The sequence below is a fragment of the Virgisporangium aliadipatigenens genome, assembly GCF_016863615.1.
Classification (GTDB): Bacteria; Actinomycetota; Actinomycetes; order Mycobacteriales; family Micromonosporaceae; genus Virgisporangium; species Virgisporangium aliadipatigenens.
Window position 1 is genome coordinate 56413 of record NZ_BOPF01000034.1, and the last position, 23238, is coordinate 79650.

18 protein-coding genes are annotated in these 23238 nt (G+C 72.4%); 14 read left to right on the forward strand and 4 right to left on the reverse strand.

The genetic code is table 11. The annotated features are described in order from the left end of the window. Positions 1–4: 4 nt before the first annotated feature. From Val02_RS35590 to Val02_RS35610, 5 genes are all read left to right on the forward strand, one after another. The gene (locus Val02_RS35590) at positions 5–682 is read left to right on the forward strand and encodes an ABC transporter ATP-binding protein (RefSeq protein ID WP_203903692.1); all 678 of its coding nucleotides are present in this window, start codon (positions 5–7) and stop codon (positions 680–682) included. After that, complete coding sequence (locus Val02_RS35595) at positions 679–2952, forward strand: ABC transporter permease (protein ID WP_203903693.1); 2274 nt, start codon at positions 679–681, stop codon at positions 2950–2952. Before Val02_RS35590 ends, Val02_RS35595 begins: the two co-directional genes overlap by 4 nt. Continuing rightward, a complete protein-coding gene (locus Val02_RS35600) occupies positions 2945–3400 on the forward strand; it encodes a hypothetical protein (RefSeq protein WP_203903694.1) in 456 nt (151 codons plus the stop codon). The genes Val02_RS35595 and Val02_RS35600 overlap by 8 nt, the downstream gene beginning before the upstream one ends. A gap of 60 nt (positions 3401–3460) precedes the next feature. Then, positions 3461–5335 carry a substrate-binding and GGDEF domain-containing protein gene (locus Val02_RS35605; RefSeq protein ID WP_203903695.1) on the forward strand — a complete coding sequence of 625 codons (1875 nt, stop codon included), beginning with the start codon at positions 3461–3463 and terminating at the stop codon, positions 5333–5335. A gap of 98 nt (positions 5336–5433) precedes the next feature. Next, on the forward strand, positions 5434–6660 hold the full coding sequence (locus Val02_RS35610; protein ID WP_239153590.1) for an ROK family transcriptional regulator: 1227 nt from the start codon (positions 5434–5436) through the stop codon (positions 6658–6660). A 110-nt stretch (positions 6661–6770) separates the two neighbouring features. Here the strand turns inward: Val02_RS35610 and Val02_RS35615 are convergent, their stop codons facing one another. Then, a complete protein-coding gene (locus tag Val02_RS35615; RefSeq protein ID WP_203903696.1) occupies positions 6771–8729 on the reverse strand; it encodes a beta-galactosidase in 1959 nt (652 codons plus the stop codon). Positions 8730–8908: 179 nt separating this feature from the next. On the opposite strand from Val02_RS35615, the gene Val02_RS35620 reads away from it, so the two are divergent. The 3 genes from Val02_RS35620 to Val02_RS35630 are packed head-to-tail and all read left to right on the forward strand — an operon-like array spanning position 8909 to position 11885. Beyond that, the gene (locus tag Val02_RS35620; RefSeq protein ID WP_203903697.1) at positions 8909–10147 is read left to right on the forward strand and encodes an ABC transporter substrate-binding protein; all 1239 of its coding nucleotides are present in this window, start codon (positions 8909–8911) and stop codon (positions 10145–10147) included. Further along, positions 10144–11037, forward strand: a complete 894-nt coding sequence (locus tag Val02_RS35625) for a carbohydrate ABC transporter permease (RefSeq protein ID WP_203903698.1) — start codon at positions 10144–10146, stop codon at positions 11035–11037. The genes Val02_RS35620 and Val02_RS35625 overlap by 4 nt, the downstream gene beginning before the upstream one ends. A 5-nt stretch (positions 11038–11042) precedes the next feature. Continuing rightward, complete coding sequence (locus Val02_RS35630; protein WP_203903699.1) at positions 11043–11885, forward strand: carbohydrate ABC transporter permease; 843 nt, start codon at positions 11043–11045, stop codon at positions 11883–11885. Here the strand turns inward: Val02_RS35630 and Val02_RS35635 are convergent. Beyond that, the gene (locus Val02_RS35635) at positions 11875–13725 is read right to left on the reverse strand and encodes a DUF2264 domain-containing protein (protein WP_203903700.1); all 1851 of its coding nucleotides are present in this window, start codon (positions 13723–13725) and stop codon (positions 11875–11877) included. The genes Val02_RS35630 and Val02_RS35635 overlap by 11 nt on opposite strands. A 173-nt stretch (positions 13726–13898) precedes the next feature. On the opposite strand from Val02_RS35635, the gene Val02_RS35640 reads away from it, so the two are divergent. After that, complete coding sequence (locus tag Val02_RS35640) at positions 13899–15761, forward strand: rhamnogalacturonan lyase (RefSeq protein ID WP_203903701.1); 1863 nt, start codon at positions 13899–13901, stop codon at positions 15759–15761. A 51-nt stretch (positions 15762–15812) separates the two neighbouring features. Here the strand turns inward: Val02_RS35640 and Val02_RS35645 are convergent, their stop codons facing one another. Beyond that, positions 15813–16781 (reverse strand): NAD(P)-dependent alcohol dehydrogenase, encoded by a 969-nt coding sequence (locus tag Val02_RS35645; protein ID WP_203903702.1) that lies wholly within the window; start codon positions 16779–16781, stop codon positions 15813–15815. Positions 16782–17079: 298 nt separating this feature from the next. Here Val02_RS35645 and Val02_RS35650 point away from each other — a divergent pair, with 298 nt between their 5' ends. The 3 genes from Val02_RS35650 (at position 17080) to Val02_RS35660 (ending at position 20583) form a co-directional block, all read left to right on the forward strand. Further along, on the forward strand, positions 17080–18429 hold the full coding sequence (locus Val02_RS35650; RefSeq protein ID WP_239153591.1) for a sensor histidine kinase: 1350 nt from the start codon (positions 17080–17082) through the stop codon (positions 18427–18429). 35 nt (positions 18430–18464) lie between these two features. Further along, positions 18465–19130 (forward strand): response regulator transcription factor, encoded by a 666-nt coding sequence (locus Val02_RS35655; protein WP_203903764.1) that lies wholly within the window; start codon positions 18465–18467, stop codon positions 19128–19130. 85 nt (positions 19131–19215) lie between these two features. Further along, positions 19216–20583: a glycoside hydrolase family 30 protein gene (locus Val02_RS35660; protein WP_239153592.1), complete on the forward strand. Its 1368-nt coding sequence runs from the start codon at positions 19216–19218 to the stop codon at positions 20581–20583. A gap of 15 nt (positions 20584–20598) precedes the next feature. On the opposite strand, the gene Val02_RS35665 is transcribed toward Val02_RS35660, so the two are convergent. Then, a complete protein-coding gene (locus Val02_RS35665; RefSeq protein ID WP_203903704.1) occupies positions 20599–21333 on the reverse strand; it encodes an AraC family transcriptional regulator in 735 nt (244 codons plus the stop codon). Between the two features lie 54 nt (positions 21334–21387). Here Val02_RS35665 and Val02_RS35670 point away from each other — a divergent pair, with 54 nt between their 5' ends. Together Val02_RS35670 and Val02_RS35675 are read left to right on the forward strand one after the other, a co-directional pair. Continuing rightward, positions 21388–22524, forward strand: a complete 1137-nt coding sequence (locus Val02_RS35670) for an MFS transporter (RefSeq protein ID WP_203903705.1) — start codon at positions 21388–21390, stop codon at positions 22522–22524. Between the two features lie 31 nt (positions 22525–22555). Beyond that, positions 22556–23194: a M23 family metallopeptidase gene (locus Val02_RS35675; protein ID WP_203903706.1), complete on the forward strand. Its 639-nt coding sequence runs from the start codon at positions 22556–22558 to the stop codon at positions 23192–23194. Positions 23195–23238 lie beyond the last annotated feature (44 nt).

Consider the following 23238-nt stretch of genomic DNA (forward strand, 5'->3'; position numbering starts at 1 on the left):
GACCATGCAACCGTTGTTGACCGCCGAGGACGTCACCTACAGCTTCGGCCCCACGCACGCGCTCGACTCCGCCTCCCTGCGGGTGTACGCCGGCGAGGTGCTGGCGCTCATGGGGCCGTCCGGCTCGGGCAAGTCCACGCTGCTGCACTGCCTCGCCGGCATCCTCACCCCGGACTCCGGGCAGGTGACGTTCGACGGCCGCGACATCACGGCGATGTCGGACACCGCGCGCAGTGCGCTGCGGCGCACCGACTTCGGGTTCGTGTTCCAGTTCGGGCAGCTGGTGCCGGAGCTGTCCTGCCTGGAAAACGTGGCGCTGCCGCTGCGGCTGGCCGGGGTCGGCCGGCGGGAGGCGCAGCGGCGTTCGGCCGAGTGGCTGGAGCGGCTGGAGGTCGCCGACGTCGCGGGCAAGCGTCCCGGGCAGGCCTCCGGCGGCCAGGGGCAGCGGGTCGCGGTGGCCCGCGCACTCGTCACCCGGCCGCGGGTGATCTTCGCCGACGAGCCGACCGGCGCCCTCGACTCGCTCAACGGCGAACGCGTCATGCAGCTGTTCATCGCGGCGGCGCGCGACACCGGGGCGGCGGTCGTGCTCGTGACCCACGAGGCGCGGGTGGCCGCCTACTCCGACCGCGAGGCCGTGGTGCGCGACGGCCGGGTGCGCGAGCAGGAGTACGCCCGGTGAGGCGCTGGTTCACCGAACTGTCGCTCGGCGTGCGGCTGAGCGTGGCGGGCGGGCGTTCGAGCGTGGCGCGGCTCGCGATGATCTCCGTGGGCGTGGGGCTCGGTGTGGCGATGCTGCTGTTCGCGGCGACGGTGCCGGCCGTGGTGTCGGCCCGCGACGCGCGGATCGGCGCCCGCGCCGTGGACCGTTCCCTGGACCTGCCGCGCGGCGAGGACACCGTCCTGCTCATGGACGTGAAGTCGGAGTTCCGCGGGCGGCAGATCGACGGCTATCTCGTGCAGGCGGAAGGGGCCCGCAGCCCGCTGCCGCCCGGCGTGACGCGGCGGCTCGCCCCCGGCGAGATGGTGGCCTCGCCCGCCATGAAGCGGCTGCTCGACTCCGAGGAGGGGGCGCTGCTGCGCGGCCGGTGGGGCGAGCGGGTGGTGGGCACGATCGGCGCGGCCGGGCTGGGCGGGCCGGGGGAGCTGTACTTCTACCAGGGTTCCGACCGGCTCACGGAGGAGTCCGGCTACCGGGTGCGGGCGTTCGGCGACGCGGAGGTGGCGCAGGGCGTTCCGCCGGTGCTGCTGCTGCTCGGTGTCGTGGGCCTCGTGGTGCTCCTGTTGCCCGTGCTGATCTTCGTGACGACCGCGGTGCGCTTCGGCAGCGAGTCGCGCGACCGGCAGCTCGCCGCGCTGCGCCTGGTCGGCTCCGACGCCGTCATGACGCGCCGGATCGCCGCCGGGGAGACCCTCGTCGGCGCCGTGCTCGGACTGCTCACCGGTGGGCTGTTCTTCCTCGGCCTCGGCGCGCTGGCCGGCCGCGCCGTCCCCGAACGCTTCAGCTTCTACCCGGCCGACTTCCGGCCGGTGCCGCTGCTGGCGCTGCTCGTGATCGTGCTCGTTCCGGTGTCGGCGGTGCTCGTGACGCAGTCCGCGCTGCGGCGGGTGGTCGTCGAGCCGCTCGGCGTGGTGCGCCGCAGCGGCGACCGGCGGCGGCGCCTCTGGTGGCGGCTGATCCTCCCGGTGGCCGGCCTCGCCCTGCTGTATCCGCTGCACGAGGGGCTCGACCAGCGGGCGGAGGGCTTCGAGTACCAGGTCATGGCCGGGGTGGCGCTGCTGCTCGTCGGGGTGGCGCTGCTGCTGCCCTGGTTGGTGGAGGCGACCGTGCACCGGCTCGGCGGCGGCGGGGTCGCCTGGGAGCTTGCCGTGCGGCGGCTGCAGCTCGACAGCGGCACCGCCGTGCGGGCCGTCTCCGGCATCGCCGTCTCGGTCGCCGGGGTGATCGCCCTGCAGGGGCTGCTCGTGGCGGTTCAGGCGCAGTACACGCGGGAGACCGGGCACGTGACCGACAGGTATCAGGCCGTCGCGGCGCTGCGCCTCGCCGACCTCGACCCGGCCGGGCCCGCGATGGCGCGCCTGAAGAGCACCCCGGGCGTCGAGGCCGTCGGGACGGCGGCGTGGCTGCGCGCGGTCGACCCGCAGGGCGGCAGCATGACCCTGCGGGTCGGGGAGTGCGGCGTGCTGCGCCAGTTCGGGAAGGTCGCCGAGTGCGCGGACGGCGACGTCTTCGTGGTCACCGGTCAGTACGCGCCGGCGGTCGCGGCCGGCACGACGTTCGGCCTCGCGGAGTCGTTCTACGAGGAGCCGACGCAGGAGTGGACGCTGCCCGGCGGCGTGCGCCCCGTCCCGCCCGTGGACGACATGCTGCAGGCCGGCGGGATCATCCTCGCGACGCCCGGTGCGGTGCGTGGCGTCAGCACGCCGCTGCCGGCCGACGTCTTCGTCGCGCTCGATCCCGGTGACACCGACGCGATGGAGCGCCTCCGCAACGTCGTCGCCGCCGTCGACCCGTCGGCCTACGTGCGGCCGGTCGAGCTGCGCACCGTCGAGGCCGTCCTGGTGACCATGCGGCAGGGGCTGCTCGTCGGGGCCACGGCGCTGCTGCTGCTCATCGGCGCGAGCATGCTCGTCAACGTCGTCGAGCAGTTGCGCGAGCGGCGGCGGCTGCTGGCGGTGCTGGTGGCGTTCGGGACGCGGCGGGGGACGCTGACCGGGTCGGTGCTGTACCAGGTGGCGATCCCGGTGCTGCTCGGGCTGGTGCTGGCCGTCGCGACGGGCACCGGGCTCGGCGCGGTGCTGCAGTCCGCCGCCAACGCGCCGGTGCGGTTCGACTGGTCCGGGATCGGTGCCACGTCGGGTGCGGCGGCGCTGGTCGTTCTTCTGACGACGGTTGCCACCATGCCGCTGCTGTGGCGGCTCACGAAACCCGGAGGACTGCGCAGTGAATAGATCGACGAAGGTTTCCGCCGGCCTGCTCGCCGTTCAGGCGGCACTCGCCCTGGTCGGCGTCGCGCTCGCCGTCCGGTTCGGGGACGTCGTCAGCCCGACCGCTTTCGACGGCAACGCGCTCGCCAAGCAGTTCGCGGGCGGGCCGATCCACCCGAGCGCGATCGGGGTCGGCGTGGCGGTGCTGGTGTCGGCGGGGTTCCTGACGCTGGCCGTGCTGGTGGTGCGCGGCAGCCGCCGGGGGCGCACCCTCGCCCGGATCGCCTGCGGGCTGGGCCTGCTCGCGTTCGTCGGTGGCGGCGTGCTCCTCACGTCGCCCACCCACGTGGCGGGCACGGCGCCCGGGTGGTACACGGAGTACGGCGGCTTCGCCGCCGCGCTGGCGCTCCTCTGCTACATCGGCACCATCGCGCTGCTCTCCCTGCGGCATTCCTCAAGCCGCCCCACCTAGGTGCCGATATGACCGGGTGATGACCGGAGGCGGGTGAGGCGGGACGAGGTGCGCGACGGCATGAGGGATCGTCTGTTCGCGGTCCTCTCGCCGTTCGTCGGCGGCGACTACTACGGTGCGATCATCGCCGGCGTCAACGCGGCCGCGGCCGCGCACGGCGACCGGGTGATGGCCGTCCAGACGCTCGACCCCGGCTCGCACAGCGCCGACGGCAGCGGCGTACCGGACTTCCGCCGGCCGGTGGCGTGGCAGCGGGTCGCCGGGCTCATCATCCTGCCGGGCGCCGTCGACGAGGACTACGCGATCGCGGCCCGCCGCGCGGGCAAACCCGTGGTGACGGTGGGCTGCGACGACGTCGGCGACTGCTCCTCGGTCCTCGCCGACAACCGTTCCGGGGTGCGGGAGGCCGTGGCGCACCTGGTCGCGCACGGGCACGAACGGATCGCGTTCGCCGGCAACCTCGACCCCTTCGACGTGCGCGAACGCCACGAGGGCTACCGCGAGGGCCTGATCGAGCACGGCATCGCGCCCCGCGCCGACCTGCTCTTCGCCGCGCCCGACAACCACGAGGAGGGCGGCGAGGAGGTCGCCGACCGGCTGCTCGCCGCCGGTATGCCGGCGACCGCGATCGTGCTCGGCACCGACCGCAACGCCATCGGCCTGATGCGCCGACTCGCCTCGGCCGGCTGCCACCTCCCCAACGAGCTGGCCGTGGTCGGCTTCGACGACATCGCCGACGGCATGTACCTGCACCCGTCGCTGTCCACGGTGCGGCAGCCGCTGGACCGGATCGGCGCCGCCGCGTACGGGCTGATCGCCGACCTCGTCGACAGCCCGGACGCGCCGCCGGAGGTGCGGCACGTGCCGACGGTGTTCGTGCAGCGCGACTCGTGCGGCTGCCCGTCGAGCGGCCTGCCGGTGTCGGAGGAGCACACCCGTGCGCTCTTCGCCGACGTGGTCTACCTCCAGACCACCCTGAACATCCAGTACGAACTCGGCAAGGAACTGCTCGGCTCGCACGCCCGCGCCCCGCGCACGCTGTTGTGGCTGCGCCGCACCCCGGCGGTCGGCGGGTGCCTCGGCCTGTGGGCGTCCGAGCCGGACGAGGCGCACTTCCGGCCCGACCCGGCGATGGAGATCGTCGGCGAGTTCCGCACGGACGGCGCGCCGACGCCGTCGGTCGGCACGACGGTGCCGGTGAGCCGGTTCCCGCCGCCGGCGTTGTTCGCGCTCGCCGACGCCACCGTGGGGGACGTGGTGTTCGTGGTGCCGGTGAAGACGGAGTACCGCGACTGGGGGCTGCTGGCCGCGGTCGGCCGGATCCAGGCGAGCACGCCGCCGGGCCGGGAGATGATGAACCAGTCCGGTGCGCTGCTCGCGGCGGCGCTCGACCACGACGCGATGGTGCACGCGCTGCACGCGACGCAGGAGAGCCTGCGCAACGCGGCCCTGCACGACCACCTGACCGGCCTGCCCAACCGGGTGCTGCTCGCCGATCGGATGCGGCAGGCCGCGCTGCGGGCCGCCCGGCAGCCGGATCACCGGTTCGCGGTGCTGCTGCTCGACCTCGACGGGTTCAAGGGGGTGAACGACTCGCTCGGGCACGCGGCCGGCGATCAGCTGCTGGTGCAGGTGACGCGCCGGCTGACCGGCCTGCTGCGCGAGTCCGACACAGTGGCACGGCTGGGCGGCGACGAGTTCGTGGTCCTGCTGAACGGCGTCACCGATCCGGACGCGCCGCAGCTGGTGTCCCGGACGATCCGTTCGGCGCTGGTTGCCCCGTACGTCATCGACGGGAACACCGTCGAGATCGGGGTGAGCATCGGTGTGGCGCTGTCGACGGACGGCTCGTCGGACCCGGATCACCTGTTGCGGGTGGCCGACGCCGAGATGTACCGGGTGAAGTCCGCCCGTCCGGCCATCGGCCGGCTTTAGGCCGGGCGGCTATAGACCCAGTACAAAGTCGTCTGCTTATCATAAGCGTTGACAAATGTGGGTCCCGAAACCCGCCCAGCTCTAGCCCCAGAGGCACGGTGATCCAGATCGCCAAGCGGACGTCCCGCGACATCCGGGTGGCCAACCGCTTCGAGGTGCTCCGGCACATCATCGCGGAGTCCACCGTCTCCCGGCAGGAGATCGCGGGCGAGACCGGGCTCAGCCTGGCCACCGTCTCCAACCTGGTGGGGGAGCTGCTGGAGGCCGGCCTGCTGGTCGAGGTCGGCTTCGAGGACTCGGGCGGCGGCCGGCCGCGCGGCCTCATCTCCGTCGACCCCGCCGGCGGTGTGCTGGTGGGCGCGGACGTCGCCGAGACCTACGTGCACGTCGAGGTGTTCGACGCGGCACTGTCGGTCGTGGCGACCGTCGAGGAGGAGCTGCACCCCGAGGAGAACAGGCCGGACCAGGTGGTGGCGCACATCGTCTCCGGCGTTCGGGCGGCGGTCGAGCGGGCCGGTGTCGCCCCGGAGCGCGTGCTCGGTGTCGGCGTCAGCGTGCCCGGGCAGGTCGACCGGGGCGGCGGCGTCTCCGTCTTCGCGCCCAACTGGGACTGGCACGACGTTCCGCTGCGCAGCCTGCTGACCGAACGGCTCGACCTGCCGCTGTACCTCGACAATCCGCTGCGCGCGGCCGTCGTCGCGGAGCTCTGGTTCGGCGCCGGGCGCGGGCGGGACGACGTCGTCGTGCTCAACCTGGGGACCGGCGTCGGCGCGGGGCTGGCGTTTCGCGGTTCGCTCTACCGGGGTGCCACCAACAGCGCCGGCGAGTGGGGGCACACCACGCTGGTCATCGACGGCCGGCCGTGCCACTGCGGCAGCCGCGGCTGCGTGGAGACGTACGTCGGCGCGCCGGGCATCATGCGCAACCTGAGCGAGCTGGACCCGAGCAGCCCGATGCTGCACCCCGACGACCAGACCGCCACGATCGAGGCCCTCGCGCGGGGCCACGAGGCGGGCGATCCGGTGGCGGCGAAGGTGATCGGCGAGACGGCCCGCTACCTGGGGGTTGCCGTGGCCGACATGATCAACGTCGCCAACCCCGAGGTCATCGTGCTCAGCAGCTGGGTGGCGGCCCGCCTCGGGGAGCCGCTGCTCGCGGAGGTGCGCGAGGTGGTCACCCGCCACGCGTTGCGCCGCCCGCTCGCGGCCACCGAGATCACGCTGTGCCGGCTGGCCGGCAATCCGGTGAGCCTCGGCGCGGCGACGTTCGCCCTGGAGGGATTCCTCGCCGCGATCGGCGGGTCTGCGCACCTTCGCATCCGATAGCTCATCGGGCCCGTGTTGGGTGGCACGGGCCCGATGTTTTTCGATGGTCTGTTTCCCGGGCCGTCGGGGGCATGGCCCCTTCGGGGCTACGCTTCCACGTCCGCGTGCGGTCACGGCGCCTCCGGCGGCCGGATTCCTCCGCCGCGCAGGATCAGCATCTCCCCGGGGGGCACCGTCACGCCGTCCACCGCAGCCGGTTCGGGTCCGTCGTTGGCCAGGAACAGGTACTCGCGCCCGTCGGCGTGCCGTCGCCGCACGGCCTCCACACCCGCCGGCACCTCGGCGGCCGGCGCCACTCCCGCGGCAGCGGCGACGGTGCGCAGCAGCGGGGTGATGTCCACGGGGTGCGTGGTGAGGTAGTAGGCGTTGCCGCGCCTGGTCAGGGCGGGGCCGCCGACCAGCGGTCCGTCCACATAGGACAGCAGCGTCTCGGTGTCGGGGGCGACGGTCGCCAGTTCGGTCCAGATGCGGCCGCGGGTGCCGTCCGACAGGGCCACCGTCTCCCCGGTACGCAGCGGGAAGTGCTCCTGCACCCGCACGCCGAGCAGGTCCCGCCACGCGCCGGGGTAGCCGCCGAGGCGGACGTGGTCGCGTTCGTCGACGACGCCGCTGAACGGTCCGACGAGCACGGTCCCGCCACCGTCCACATAGGACCCCAGGTTCTTCGCGCCGGCGTCGTCGACCAGGTACAGCGCGGGCACCAGCACCGCCCGGTACCGCGACAGGTCGCCGGCGGGAGGCGCGAAGTCGGCGGTGATCCCCAAAGCACGCAGCGCCGCGTGCCACTGCTCCGTCAGCGCGACCGGGTCCAGGTCCACGCTCGGCTGGCACTCGTGCGACTGCGCCCAGACGCTCGACCAGTCCAGCAGGATCGCCACGTCGGCGACGACCTCGCTGCCGGCGACGTCCGCGAGGTCGACCAGTTCCGCGCCGAGCCCGACGACCTCCCGCCAGACCTTCGTCTCCGTTCCCGCGTGCGGCACCATCCCGGAGTGCCACTTCTCCGCGCCCGCGCGGGACTGCCGCCACTGGAAGTACAGGACGGCGTCGGCGCCGCGCGCCACGTGTGCCAGCGAGTCGCGGCGCAGCCGCCCCGGGGGCTTGGCGAGGTTGCGCGGCTGCCAGTTGACGGCGCCCGTCGCATGTTCCATCAGAATCCACGGCTTGCCGTGGGCGAGCGAGCGTGCCAGGTCCGCGACCAGGGCGAGATCGGCGTACGGGTCGGTGCGGTCCGCGACGAGGTAGTGGTCCATCGCCACGACATCCACCTCCTCGGCGAACGCCCAATAGTCGACGCCCCACTCCGCGATGAGGAAGTTGGTGGTGACCGGGATGCCGGGCGTCAGCCGGTGCAGGATGTCGCGCTCGACGCGGAAGCAGGCGATGAGCTCATCGGTGGAGAACCGGTAGAAGTCCAGCTGTTGCGTGGGATTGGCGAAGCTCGGGGAGTCCCGGGGCGGCAGCACCTGCGCCCAGTCGGTGTGCCGCTGCGACCAGAACGCCGTGCCCCACGCCTCGTCGAGCGTGTCGAGGTCGCCGTAGCGCCGCTGCAGCCACTCCCGGAACGCGGCGGCGGACACGTCGCACCAGCAGCGCCGGATGTGGCAGCCGTACTCGTTGTTGACGTGCCAGAGGGCGAGGGCCGGGTGCCCGGCGTAGCGCGTGGCGAGCGCCTCCGCCAACGCCCCGGCCGCTTCGCGGTACACCGGCGAGCTGGGGCAGAACTCCTGCCGGCTGCCGTAGGAGAGCCGCCGGCCGTCCCGCGTCACGGGCAGCGTCTCCGGGTGTGCGTGACTGAACCACGGCGGCGGGGAGGCTGTCGCCGTAGCGAGGTCGGCCGCGACCCCGTGTGCGGCGAGCCCGTCCAGCACACGGTCGAGCCACCCGAACTCGTACCGGCCGGGTGCCGGCTCGAGGCGGGACCAGGAGAAGATGCCGACCGTCGCGAGATTCACGCCGGCCGCTTTCATCAGCCGCAGGTCCTCGGCCCAGACCTCTTCCGGCCACTGCTCGGGACTGTAGTCGCCGCCGAAGGCGAACCCTCGGACGGCCGGGATGACGGGCGCCATGGCACAGAGCGTCCACAGTCGGCGACCCCCGCGTCAACCGCCCGGACACGCTTTTTTTCAGGCCTTGACGAAGGGGTAGCGGAATTCTACGCTCGCCTCACTTAACTCGATCGAAACACGTAATTCACCCCCGCGCGGCCGCGTCCCGACCACCCCCCGGCGACCCAGGAGCTGCTCAGATGGCTATTTCTCGACGCAATCTTCTTCGCGGCGCCGGTGGCGTCGCGGCCGCGGCCGCCCTCGCGGCGTGCGGCTCCAACACCGGCCGCAGCGGCAGCGGAAAGTCGCTGTCGCAGTGGTACCACCAGTACGGCGAGGCCGGCACTCAGCAGGCCGCCGAGAAGTTCGCCAAGGCGTACAAGGACGCAAACGTCACGATCCAGTGGATCCCCGGCGAGTACGACCAGAAGCTCAACAGCTCACTGCTGACCGATGACGGTCCGGACGTCTTCGAGGGCCACTTCAACGCCCAGATGGCCAAGTCCAACCAGGTCGTCCCGCTCGACGACATCATCGCCGACGTGAAGAGCGACTTCAGCGAGATCGACATCGCGTCCAACACGTACAACGGCAAGTTGTACGGCATCCGCATGATCGACGACCCACAGCTGTTCATCTACCGCAAGAGCATGCTCGACAAGGCCGGCATCAAGCCGCCGACGACGTTCGACGAGCTGATCGCCGCCGCGAAGGCGTTGACCACCAAGGACGTCAAGGGCCTCTTCCTCGGCAACGACGACGCGGTCGACTGGGCCGCCAACCAGATGCTCGCCAGCACCGGCCAGCGCTTCCTGACGCCGGACAAGAAGGTCGGCTTCAACAGCGACAAGACCGTAGCCGCGCTCATCAAGGTGAAGGAGCTGGTCGACGCCAAGGTGACGCTCACCGGCGCACCGACGAACTGGTGGGACCCGTCGGCGTTCAACCAGGGGTTGTGCGCCATGAGCCGGCAGGGCATGTGGGCCATCCCCGGCATCAAGCAGGCCATCGGCGACGACTTCGGCGTCTTCCCGAGCCCGGCGTTCGACGGCGGCACACAGGCCATCTACCTCGGCGGCTGGACGACGTTCGTGAGCGCCAAGTCGAAGAACGTCGAGGCGGCGAAGAAGTTCGTGCGGTGGCTCTGGATCGACCAGACCGCTTACCAGGAGGAGTGGAGCCTCAACTACGGCTTCCACATCCCGCCGCGCAAGAGCATCGCCGCCAAGGCCACCAAGCTGCAGAGCGGGCAGGCGGCCGAGACGCTGAAGTTCACGCAGCAGTTCGGCTGGGTCGACGACCCCAACTGGACCGAGGCGATGAAGACGGCCATGAAGGACATGTGCAGCAACGTCTTCCTCAAGGGCGCCGATCCCAGGGCCGAGCTGGCGACCGCCGTCGGCAAGGTGGAGAACGAGCTGAAGACGCTCGTGGGATGAGGCGACGCAAGGCACGCTCGGAGACGCTGACATTCTGGCTCTTCGTCGGGCCGTTCGTCGCCGGGATGCTCGTCTTCGTCTACGTGCCGATCCTGTGGAGCTTCACGCTCAGCTTCTTCGAGGCGCAGAGCACCGTCACGCCGAGCGTCTTCGTCGGGCTCGACAACTACGTGGAGATGCTGAAGAGCGGGCCGTTCCGGGACAGCCTCGTCACCTTCACCGTCTTCGCGGCGTTCATCGTGCCGCTGACCGTCGCGCTGTCGCTGGGCATGGCGGTGCTGGTGCACCGGTTGAGCTTCGCGCGGGCGTTCTTCCGGTCGGCGTTCTTCATCCCGACCGCGTGCTCCTACGTCGTCGCGTCGCTCATCTGGAAGATGTCCATCTTCAACGGGGTGCGCTTCGGCCTGGCCAACGTCGTCCTCGGACTCTTCGGCGTCGAGAACATCTCCTGGCTCATCACGGCCGACCCGCCGTGGTACTGGGTGCCGCTGGTGACCGTGCGGCTCTGGCTGCAGCTCGGGTTCTACATGATCCTGTTTCTCGCCGGGTTGCAGCGCATCCCGGAGGAGCTGTACGAGGCGTCCTATGTGGACGGTGCATCGCCGGGGTGGCAGACGTTCCGCCACATCACGCTGCCGCAGCTGCGCACCACCACGGTGGCGGTCGTGCTGCTCACGCTCATCGCGGCGTACCAGGCGTTCGACGAGTTCTACAACCTCATGCCGAGCGCGGTCAACCTCGCCCGCACGCCGCTGCAGGAGCTGTACCTCGCCGCGCTCAGCCAGCAGGACTACGGCCGGGGCAGCGCGGGCGCGATGATCCTCACCCTGCTCATCATGCTGGCCACCCTGCTCCAGGGCCGGGTGCTCGGCTTCGGCCGGAAGGACTGATCGGGATGGCCGTGCAGGGCGCGAAGGGCAGGGCGACCACGGGTGCCGCGTACGCGGTGGCATCGGTCGCCGCCGTGCTCTTCCTCATCCCGTTCTATCTGCTGGTGCGAAACGGGCTGGCCACCGACGCGGAGATCACCGCGCCCGGCTGGCGGTTCCTCCCCGAGACGTGGCGTTGGGAGAACGTCTCCGAGCTGTTCGACGACCCGGCCGTCCCGTTCGGCCGCAGCCTGCTGAACTCGATGCTCGTCGCCGTCCTGCACACGCTCGGCACGCTGCTGGTCTGCTCGCTCGCCGGTTACGGGTTGGCGCGCATCCCGTACCGGCACGCCGACAAGGTGTTCTACGCGGTGCTCGGCACGCTGATGATCCCGTCCGCGGTGACGTTCGTGCCGAGCTACGTGGTGGTCTCGTCGCTCGGCTGGGTCTCCTCCCTGCGCGGGCTCATCATTCCCGGGTTGTTCAGCGGCTTCACGGCGTTCCTGTTCCGCCAGTACTTCCTCAACTTCCCGAAGGAGCTGGAGGACGCCGCCCGGGTCGACGGCCTCGGCTACTGGGGAACGTTCTGGCGCGTGGTGATGCCCAACTCGCTGAACTTCACGGCCGCGATCGCCGTCATCACCTTCATCGCCGGCTGGAACGCCTTCCTGTGGCCGCTGGTCATCGGACAGGACCAGCAGTCGTGGACGGTGCAGGTGGCGCTGTCGTCGTTCCTCACGTCGCAGACCATCCGCATCCACGAACTGTTCATCGCGGCGGCCATCTCGATCCTGCCGCTGCTGGTGGTCTTCCTCCTGCTGCAACGGTGGCTCGTGCGGGGTGTGGCGGAGACCGGCATCAAAGGTTGACCGCGTCCGTCTCACCGTCCGGCCAGCGCACCACGGCGGCGTCGCCCTCGACGGTGACCGTGGGGAGGGCGACGTCGCCGGTGCCGAGCACGACGGCCGCCGCGAAGAGCGCGCCGGCGCGCACCGGCCCGTCGCTCGCCACGATCGGGGTGGCCGACCGGCGGCCGTAGGCGTTGACGCCCTCGCGGCGCACCACCGAGGCGTGCGGTAGGCCGATCAGACCCTCCACAGTGGACGTGAGCCCGTCCGCGCGTCGCGCACTGCCGCGCGACACCGTCAGCGGCTCGTCGTCCGAGGCGAGCGGGTAGCCGCCGATCCGCAGCGTCCACGGGCCGCCGGTCCCCACCCGGACCAGCCGCACCTCGACCGCGCCGCGCAGCACCGACGCGCTCGTCAGCCACGGCCCCTCGCGGAACGACGGCGCGGCCGGCGGCCACCGGAAGTCGCGGGGGAGCCCGCCGAGGACCCAGCGCGCCCGGTGTCGAGACACCCCGACCCGCCCCTCGATCCGCAGCGGCCGCAGCGGGCAGCGGTGCGACGCGAGGCCGTGTGCGTCGACGAGCGCCACGTGGCTGTCCACCGGCGACTCGCGCGCCTCGTCGTCGTAGTCCGGCCCCGCGTGGGTCGAGTAGGCGTGCCGGGCGTAGCCGGGATCGTCGGGGTAGTAGCGCCCGTCGGTGCCGTGGTTGGCGACGCGCACCACGCCGTCGGCCCGGGTGCCGGAGACGATCCAGCCCGGCGCCGGGAGGGTCATGTGCACGTCGCGGGTCTCCACCTCCAGCGGCTCCTCGGCGTCCGTCCACACGGGATGGTCGGGCGCGAGCACCAGCCCGGCGAACGCCTTCCCGGACCAGTACGGCGAACCCGCGCCGGAGTACGGCTGGCGGATGGCCGGGAAGGCGCCGCGCCACCCGATGGGCTGAAGCCCGTCGTCGCCCAGCCGCGCGCCGGTGAAGTAGCGCAGCACGCCGTTGGCCAGCCGGCGGGTGCGCCCCGGCGACAGCGGCGTGGCGTCGAAGACCGCGCCGGCCCAGACGGGTGCGAGCGCCGCGTGCCGGTACGTCAGCGAACGCCCCTGGTGCAGCGGCGCCCCGCCGGGGGAGTACAGGTGCTGGACGCCGTCGAGGTAGGCGCGCAGCCGTTCCCGGTAGCGGGCCCACGTGGCCTCGTCGACGTAGGGGCCGGACATGCGGCAGTACCAGAGCGGGTAGAAGTTCATCGCCCAGCCGGCGTACCAGTCGAAGTGGCGGCCGTGGCCGTCGGTGTACCAGCCGTCGCCCCGGTACCAGGACTCCGTGGCCGCGATGTTGCGCTCGAGGTCCGAGGACGACCAGGGTCCACCCACCGAGCGCAGGAACGCCTCCACGACGTTCTGGAACCAGAGCCAGTTGCACTGCGGGTAGTCGGTGCGCCCGACGGCCTCGGCCAGCCAGTCGACCACCCGCGCGCGGACCCGGTCGTCGAGCGCGTCCCAGAGCACCGCACGCGACTCGTGCAGCGCGATCGCGATCGACGCCGCCTCGACCCGGGCCTGCGGCACGTCCGCCAGGCGGGGCCACGCCTCGGGGGAGGCCGGGTCGGTGCCGGCGTCGATCCCCTCGGCGTACCAGTGCGCGAGCGTCCCGTCGCCAGGGAACTCCCGCGCCAGCCGGAACCCGGCCGCGAGGAACGTGCGCGCGAACCCCTCCAGCCCGTCGCTCCGCGCTCCGGAGACGCTCAGCGGGCCGGGCAGCGCGACGAGTGCGTGTCCCGGCGAGGCGTACGGCCGGACGGCGGCGAGCGTGGTGTCCACAGTGGACTCCCAGTGCGCCCGGGTCCACCCCGTCGACGGTGCGTGCATGCGGTGCCCCATCTCCTGAACATTTCACGCGCCATTGACCGTCGGCAATCAGTGCGCCTAGATTGACGCGAAGAAAGCGCTTTCCCCCAGGGCGGTCCGGAGCGGCCCGCGCGCCGCCCGGACCGGCGCGCACACCCTCCGCAAACCCCCCAATACGTTTGGACGGTGTCCGAATGAAACGTATCAACAGGGTCCGCGGCAGGCGGGCGGCGTTCGTGATCGCGATGACCGCGGTCGCGTCCGGCGCGTTCGCCACGCTGCCGTCGGGCGCATCGGTCGTGATCCCCGCCGCCGCACCGGCCGCGGCGTCCGGCACGGGGTTGACCGAACGCCTCGACCGTGGCCTCGTCAGCATCCGCAACGACAGGGGCAACTTCGTCTCCTGGCGACTGCTGGCCGGGGACCCCACCGGCATAGCGTTCAACGTCTACCGCGGCGCCGCGAAGGTGAACGCCGCCCCGCTCACGACCGCCACGAGCTTCCTGGACGCCGGCGCGCCCGCGGACGCCACGTACACCGTGCGCCCCGTGCTGAACGGCGCCGAACAGGCCAGCACACTCGCGGCCGATCCGGTGACGCCGTTCGCGACGAGTCAGGACGTGCCGTTGCAGATCCCGCCGGGCGGCACCACACCCAGCGGCGAGGCGTACACCTACGTGGCCAACGACGCCTCCGTGGGTGACCTCGACGGCGACGGCCAGTACGAGATCGTGCTCAAGTGGGACCCCACGAACGCCAAGGACAACTCGCAGTCCGGCTACACGGGCAACGTCTACCTCGACGCGTACAAGCTCAACGGCACCCGCCTGTGGCGCATCGACCTCGGCCGGAACATCCGCGCCGGCGCGCACTACACGCAGTTCCAGGTGTTCGACTACGACGGCGACGGGCGCGCCGAGGTCGTCACGAAGACCGCCGACGGCACCCGTTCCGGCACGGGGCAGGTGATCGGGTCGGCCGGCGCGGACTACCGCAACTCCTCGGGCTACGTCCTGAGCGGTCCGGAGTTCCTGTCGGTGTTCCGCGGCACCGACGGCGCCGTGCTCGCCACCGCGGACTACGTGGTGCCGCGCGGCACCGTCTCCTCGTGGGGCGACAGCTACGGCAACCGCGTCGACCGCTTCCTCGCCGGAACGGCCTATGTGGACGGATCGCGGCCGAGCATCATCATGGCGCGCGGCTACTACACCCGCAGCGTCGTCGTCGCCTGGGACTTCCGCAACGGGGCGCTGACCCGTCGATGGACGTTCGACAGCAACTCGTCGACGAACGGCAGCGCCTGGACCGGTAAGGGCAACCACCAGCTGTCCGTGGCCGACGTGGACAACGACGGACGCGACGAGATCATGTACGGCTCGATGGCGGTCGACGACAACGGCTACGGCCTGTGGCAGAACAACACTCACCACGGCGACGCCTATCACGTCAGCGACTTCATCCCGTCCCGCGCCGGCCTGGAGGTCTTCAAGCCCTCCGAGACCGGCAGCGAGCCGGCGCACTGGATGGGCGACGCCCGCACCGGCCAGATCCTCTGGAGCGCGCCCTCCTGCGGCACCGACAACGGGCGCGGGGTGGCCGCCGACATCTACGCCGGCAACCCGGGCGCGGAGGCGTGGTCATCCTGCGTGGCCGGCCTGCGCAGCGGCACCAACGGTGCGCAGGTGCACAGCCGCAAGCCCGGTTCCACCAACTTCGTCATCTGGTGGGACGGCGACGCCCAGCGCGAACTCCTCGACGGCACGCACATCGACAAGTACGGCACGGGCGGCGACACCCGCCTGCTGACCGGCTCCGGTGTCGCGTCCAACAACGGCACCAAGTCCACGCCGGCGCTGCAGGCCGACCTCTTCGGCGACTGGCGCGAGGAGGTCGTCTGGCGCACCACGGACAACCGGGCGCTGCGGATCTACTCCACCACCGACAGCACGTCCATCGCCCGGCCGTCGCTGATGCAGGACCGGCAGTACCGGGTCGCGGTCGCCTGGCAGAACACCGCCTACAACCAGCCGCCGCACCCGAGCTTCGCTTCCCCGTAGCGGTTTCCCCGCAGTGGCCCGGCACCCGGATTCCCCCCGGGTGCCGGGCCCTCACACGGTCAGCACCACCTTCGCGCGGGCGTGCCCGTCGGCGATGTACCGCAACGCCTCCGCCGCGTCCTCGAGCGCGTAGGTCCGTTCGACCATCGGGACGACCGCCCGGTCGGTGAGCAGGTCCGCGATCCGGCTCAGGTCGTCGCGGATCCCCCCGCTGACGAGGACTCCGGTGAACGTCGGACCGCCCCGCAGCTTCGCCCCGACACGCACCTTCGCCTGTGCGAAGAACGGCCCGACCCAGCGGCTCGTCTTCGGGCCGCCGATGAAGACGACGGTGCCCTCCGGCGCCACGGCCTTCCAGTCGGCGAGCGTGCGGGTGCCGGCGATGTCGAGCACCAGATCGTACCGGATCCGTTGGCCGGTAAGGCTTTCCGTGCGGTAGTCGATGACGTGCCGGGCGCCGAGCGTGTGCGCGGCTGCGACGTTGCGGGTGCTGCAGACGGCGGTCACCGTCGCGCCGGCCGCGCGGGCCAACTGCACCGCGAAGGTCCCGACGCCGCCGGACGCGCCGTTGACGAGGACCCGTTGCCCTTCGCGCAGCCCGCCCTTCCGCATTCCCTGGAACGCCGTGAGCGCGGCCAGCGGCGTAGCCGCGGCGTCCACAAAGGACAGTGCGGGCGGCTTGTGCACCAGGCGTTCCACCGGCACCGCGGCGAACTCGGCGAACGCGGCAGCGTGCATCCCGAACACCGCGTCGCCGCGCGCGAACCCGGTGACGTCCGGCCCGACCGCCTCGACCTCACCGGCGAGGTCGACGCCCGGCACGGCCAGCTTCGGCCGGCGCAGCCCGATCGAGGTGCGCATCAGATACGGCGAACCGATGACGGAGTACAGGTCGTACGGATTGACCGACGCCGCGCGGACCCGCACGAGGACCTCGCCGGCCCCGATCACCGGCCGGTCGACCTCGCGAACGCGCAGCGCCTCCGGCGCGCAGTAGGTGGTGCGGACGATCGCTCTCATGCGTGTGGCTGTCATGGCATCACGGTGCGGGCCGGGGGCACCTCGACACGTCCTACGCGGGTCGGCGGTCGGGCTGCTCCCGTGGTGGTACGCCGGTGGCCCGCTGCGCCGCCGGGAGTACGCCGTCCGTTGGCGGGAGGATCGCCGCCGCCGCGCGGGTGACCTATCGTGCGGGAATGACGGATGCCGGCCGCGTCAGCGGATGGGCGGTGCGCGGCGACGCCACGGTTGGCGGGGGCGCGGGCGGACGGTTGCCGGGTGGCGGGCGTCCTGTCGGGCGGCGCGTGGAGGTGGGTCGGTGACCGGGCGTGCGGGCGGGTGGCCGGCGCGTGGAGGTGTGGGCGGCGCGGGGCGTGCGGGCGGTTGGCCGCAGCGTGGTGGCGCGACCGGTGCCGGGCGTCCCAGCGGGTGGCCGCCGCCCAATCCGGACCGGGGCCGGGACAGCGCGCCGGGGCTGGGCGTCCTCGTGGCGGTGGCGCAGTGCGTGGGCGCCGCGTGGCAGTCGTCCGGGCGGCCCACGCTCGCCTTCGTGCTGTTCGCCGTGAGCGGGCTCGCGCTGTTCGACCGGCACCGGCATCCGCGGGTGGTGCTGCTGTTCACGGCGGGCGTGACGATGGTGTGCCTCGCGGTCGGTTTCCGGGCCGGCTGGACCCTGCCCGCCGTGGGGGTGGCGGCCGTCGCGGCGATCAACGCGGGTCACCACCTGAGCGCGTTCGTGGTCCTGGCGGTCCTCGGCGGTGGGGGATTCGCGCTCGGGCGGCCGCTCGTGCTGTCGGCGGCGGTCGCGGCGTCGTTCCTGCCGCTGGAGATCCTGTGCGCGATGGGGCGGTACGGGGCACGGATGTTCCGGGACCAGCGCAGACTCGACGAGGAGCGCGAACGGCGCCGCACCAGCGAGGAACGGCTGCGCATCGCGCGGGAACTGCACGACGTGCTGGGGCATCACCTGTCGCTGATCAACGTTCGGGCCGGCGTGGGGCTGCACCTGATGACGAAACAGCCGGCGCAGGTGCGGGATGCGCTGGAGGCGATCGTGCACACGAGTGCGGAGGCGCTGCGGGAGGTCCAGTCCGTTCTCACGACGCTGTATCCCGAGGGAGAGGCGGCGGCCCGGGCACCCGCTCCGGGGCTCGACCGGCTCGCGGAGCTGACCACCGACGCGGGTCTCGACGTGCGCACGGCGGTGACCGGCGATCGGCGCCCGCTGCCGGCCGAGATCGACCGCGCCGCGTACCGCATCGTGCGGGAGGCCCTGACGAACGTCCGCCGCCACGCCGGCCCCGGCGCGCGCGCCGCGATCTCCCTCGACTACGGCGGGGAACACTTCACCCTCTCCGTGCGCGACAGCGGCGGCGCGGCGGCGTCCCCAGTGTCCGCAGCGTCCACAGTGGAGGGCAACGGCATCGCCGGAATGCGCGAGCGCGCCACCTCGCTCGGCGGGACGCTGGCCGCCGGGCCGGAGGCGGACGGCTGGGAGGTGCGCGCCCGCTTCCCGCTGCCCGCCACGCTTCCCGACGCGCGTGGAGCCGGACCCGCCGGGCCGGGCGGCCCCGGGCTTTTCGCGGCGGGCGGTGGCGGATCTGCTGGGCCGGGCCGGGATTCGGGCGCGGCGGGTGGCGGTGCCGGTGCGGCGGGGGGTGCGGAGTGACCGGCGGTGCGGACGGCGGGACGGTGCGGGGCGGCGTGATCCGGGTCGTGCTCGCCGACGATCAGACCCTGGTGCGGGCCGGGTTCCGGGCGCTGCTCGACAACGAGGACGACATCGAGGTGGTGGGCGAGGCCGACGACGGGGCGCACGCCGTGCGGCTGGCCCGGCAGTTGCGCCCCGACGTGATCCTCATGGACATCCGCATGCCCGGCACCGACGGCCTGGCGGCCACCCGGCACATCGCGGCCGACCCCGCGCTGGCGGGCGTGCGGGTCGTGGTGCTGACGACGTTCGAGCTGGACGAGTATGTGGTCGAGGCGTTGCGCGCGGGTGCGGCCGGTTTCCTGGTCAAGTCCACCGTCCCGGCCGAACTCGTCCGCGGCGTGCGGGTGGTGGCCGCCGGCGACGGGCTGCTCTCTCCGGGGGTGACCCGCCGCGTCATCGAGCAGTTCGCGCGGCGGGTGGCCACGCCTGCGCAGCCGGGCCGGCTGGCGGAGCTGACCGAGCGGGAACGCGAGGTCGTCGCGCTCGCCGGCACCGGCCTGTCCAACGAGGAGATCGCCGGGCGGCTCGGGACGAGTCCGGCGACCGCGAAGACGCACGTTTCACGGGCGATGGTGAAGCTCGGCGCCCGCGACCGCGCTCAACTGGTCGTATTCGCGTACGAGGCGGGACTGGTGCGTCCGGGGTGGCTCACCTGACCCACCGCATCGACAATGAGCTATGTTTGCGGAAAATGGCCGAAAGTTTCGACGCTTACTGGCGGGCACCACGGTAGCCGCGGCGGTGCTCGGGTTCGCGCCGCCCGCGCAGGCGGGCACCGACAACCGCATCGCGTTCCGGCAGCGGCTGCAGTCGATCGACGGGCTCGGGTTCGCGGAGGCGTTCCAGCGGGCGACGCTTGTGCGGGGCGACCGGGGCCTCTCGCCGGCGAACTCCGCCGCCGTCATCGACCTCCTCTTCAACCGGCGCACCGGGGCCGGCGCCTCGATCGTGCGCATCGGCATCGGTTCCTCCACCGACGACGTCTACGACCACATGCGCACGATCCTGCCGAACGACCCCGGCGGCCCCGACGCGACGCCCGCGTACCGGTGGGACGGCGACGACGGCGGCCAGGTCTGGTTTCTCAAGCAGGCCCAGCGCTACGGCGTCACCCGCTTCATGGCCGACGCGTGGAGCGCGCCCGGGTTCATGAAGACCAACGGCAGTGACTCGGGCGGCGGCGAGCTGTGCGGCGTTCCCGGGACGGCCTGCGCGAGCGGCGACTGGCGGCAGGCCTACTCGAACTACCTGGTGCAGTACCTGCGCTTCTACCGGCAGGAGGGCATCCGGCTCACCGATGTCGGGTTCACCAACGAACCGGACTGGACGGCCTCGTACGCCTCCATGCGCTTCACGCCGGAGCAGGCCGTCGACATGGTGAAGGTGCTCGGCCCCACGCTGCGCCGCAGCGGGCTCGGCGCGCGCCTGGTGTGCTGCGACTCGTTCGGCTGGCAGGAACAGGCGGCGTACAGCGCCGCGATCGAGGCCGACCCGCCGGCCGACCGGTACGTGAGTGTCCACACGGGACACATGTACGCGAGCCGGCCGACCCGGCCGCTGCCCACCGACGCGCCGGCCTGGATGACCGAGTGGAACCCCTCCGGCACCACCTGGAACGAGGCCTGGGACGACGGCAGCGGCTACGACGGGTTCACGATCGCGGAGAGCATCCATCAGAGCTTCGCCGAGGCGAACGCCAGCGCCTACGTGTACTGGGTGGCGACGTCGCTCGGCACGACGCGGGCGTTCGTGCAGATCGCCAACGAGGGCGACGGCTACCGGGTGTCGAAGCGGCTGTGGGCGTTCGCGGCGTACTCGCGGTTCATCCGGCCGGGCGCGGTGCGGGTGCCGGTGACGTTCGCCGAGGAGGGGGTCAAGGCGACGGCGTTCCGCAACCGCGACGGCGCCCTCGTGGTCGAACTCCTCAACACCAACACGAGTGAGGTGCGCACGGACTTCCGGAGCGACACCAGATTCCGCCACGCCACGATCTACCGCACGGACACCACCCACGACGTCGCGAAGGTCGGTGCGGCGAGCCCGCGGGACGCCAGGCGGCTGGCACTGACCCTCCCCGCCCGGGCCCTGACCACGGTCACCCTCTCCTGATGGGGCGGCCGGCGTTCAGGACAGCCGCCGGTGGGCGCCCGGCGGCATTCCGTACGCGCGGGCGTAGACGTCGATGAACGCGCTGGTCGAGGACCAGCCGCAGCGGTGCGCCACCGTCGTGACCGGCAACCCGTCGGCCAGCAGCCGCAGCGCGTGGTACAGCCGCAGCCGGGTGCGCCACCGCGGGAACGTCATGCCCAGCTCCCGCGCGAACAGCCGGCTGAGGGTGCGTTCGCCGGCGCCGGTGGCCGTGCCGAGCTGCGCCAGCGTGCGCGGGTCGGCGGGGTCCTCGTGCAGCAGTGCGCAGACGGCCACGAGCCGCGGGTCGCGCGGGGTGGGCAGGCCGTCCGGCCGGCGCGGCGCCGCCCGCAGCTGGTCGAGCAGCACCGCGCGCAGGCGCCGGCGCTGCGGGGTGTCGACGTCGTCGGCGGTGTACGCCAGGATCAGTTCGCGCAGCAGCGGGCCGACGTCGAGGACGGTGGGCCCGTCGAACCCCAGCGACGTGGGCAGGCCGAGCAGGTGCAGGTCGAGCCGGCCGTGCGCGCGATGGGCGTGCACGCAGCCGGCCGGCACCCACACCGCGCGGTTGCCCGGCGCGTACCAGGTGCCGGTCTCCGTCGTGACGGCCAGCACTCCGGAGCCCGCGTAGACGAGCTGGTGGTCGTCGTGGCGGTGCGCGTCGATGCGTTCGCCGGCGGCCATCACCTGGGTGCGGGTGGGCGCCGTCGGCAGGTGGCGGATCTGCGGCATCGGTTGGCAGATTATCGGAAGCGCGCCGGTGCCTACCCGGGCCACGATGATCAGGTGCGCAGACCGATCGTGTTGCTCGCCCTCGGCCACGCCTGCGTCGACATGTACCAGGGCGCGGTGGCGGCGCTGGTGCCGTTCCTCGTGGCCGAACGGCACTACTCATACGCCGCCGTCTCCGGGGTGGTGCTCGCGGCGACGCTGCTCTCCTCGGTCGTGCAGCCGCTCTTCGGGGCGCTCACCGACCGGTGGGCGATGCCGTGGCTGCTGCCGGTGAGCGCGTTCGTCGGTGGTGCGGGCGTGGCGCTGGCCGGGGTCGGCGACTCCTACGCGCTGACGGTCGTCGCCGTGGCGGTCTCCGGGATCGGGGTGGCGGCCTACCATCCCGAGGCGGCGCGGGTGGCCCGGGCGGCCAGCACCGGCAGCCACACCGCGATGGGCTGGTTCTCCCTGGGCGGCAACGTCGGATTCGCGACCGCTCCGCTGCTCGTCGCCGCCGTGGTCGCCACGGGCGGCCTCGGCGCCTCGCCGCTGCTCGTCGTCCCGGCGATCGCCGGCGCGGCCCTGTGCGTTGCCGGAATCCGTGCAACAACAAGGGGCAATGCGGCCGGCAAGAGGCAAAGCGGGGGGATCGACGACTGGAGATCGTTCGGACGGCTCTCCGGCGCCATCGTCTGCCGTTCGATCGTCTTCGTCGGCCTGAGCGCCTTCATCGCCCTGCACGCCGGCGGCGGGGCCCAGGGCACGACCGCGCTGTTCGTCCTGTACCTCGGCGGCGCCGTCGGAACGGTCGCCGGCGGCCGCCTGGCCAACAGATACGGGCGCGTGCCCGTGGTGCGGGCCGCCTACGCGCTGACGATCCTCGCCGTCGCCGGGGTCGTCCTGACGAGCGGGCCGGCGCTGCTCGCGTTCGTGGCCCTCGCCTCGGCCGGCCTGTACGTGCCGTTCTCGCTGCACATCACCCTGGGCCAGGACTATCTGCCCAGGCACGTCGGCACGGCGAGCGGCGTCACGCTCGGCCTCACGGTCAGCGTCGGCGGCGCGGTCGCCCCGCTGATCGGTGCGCTCGCCGACGCCACGTCGCTGCGGGCCGCGCTGGCGCCGCTGGTGCTCGTGCCGGCGTTCGGCTGGCTCCTGCTGCGCCCGCTAAGGGAACCCGCACAACCTGAGCGCTTCCTCAGCGGCGCGGGCTGACGGTGGTCGACGCGTGTCATGCTCGATAACGATGACGATCATCCGATCACGCAGCAGCAGCCGACGCCGTCGCCTCCGGACCGTTCTCGGGGTCTTCGCGTTCGGCGTCGTCGCGGCGCTCATCGCCGGTGCCGTCGTGGCGTACCAGTACACGCGGCCGCCCGGGCCGGAGCCGACGTTCCAGATGCCGGTGGCCTGCGGCGAGACCTGGCGGCTGGGCACGTATCCCGGCCACGACGACTTCGATGTGGACTTCTTCCCGACCCAGGGGGAGGCGTGGGGGCGGCCGATCCTCGCGGCCTACGCGGGCGAGGTCGTCAAGGCCGGCCCCAGCGGCGACCTGGGCGGACGCACCAAGGAGAACCCCAAGGGCCCGATGGGCCGCGGCGGCGGTTACATGGTGGAGATCGACCATGGCGGTAAGTGGTCGACCCAGTACCTGCACATGATCGAGCAGCCCATGGTCAAGAAGGGCGACCGCGTCGCGACCGGGCAGCAGATCGGCAAGGTCGGCAGCACCGGCGAGTCGGGTGCGCCGCACCTGCACTACGAGGTGCACGCCGGCTGGCAGAAGGTCGTGGCCAACTTCGACGGCAAGCCCTCCGGCATCACCACCGACGACCGGGAGTACTCGGTCGAACGCAAGAGCAACAACTGCCCGAAGAAGTAGCGCAACGGCGACACCTGCCGCTCCGCGCCCGACGTCGACGGCCT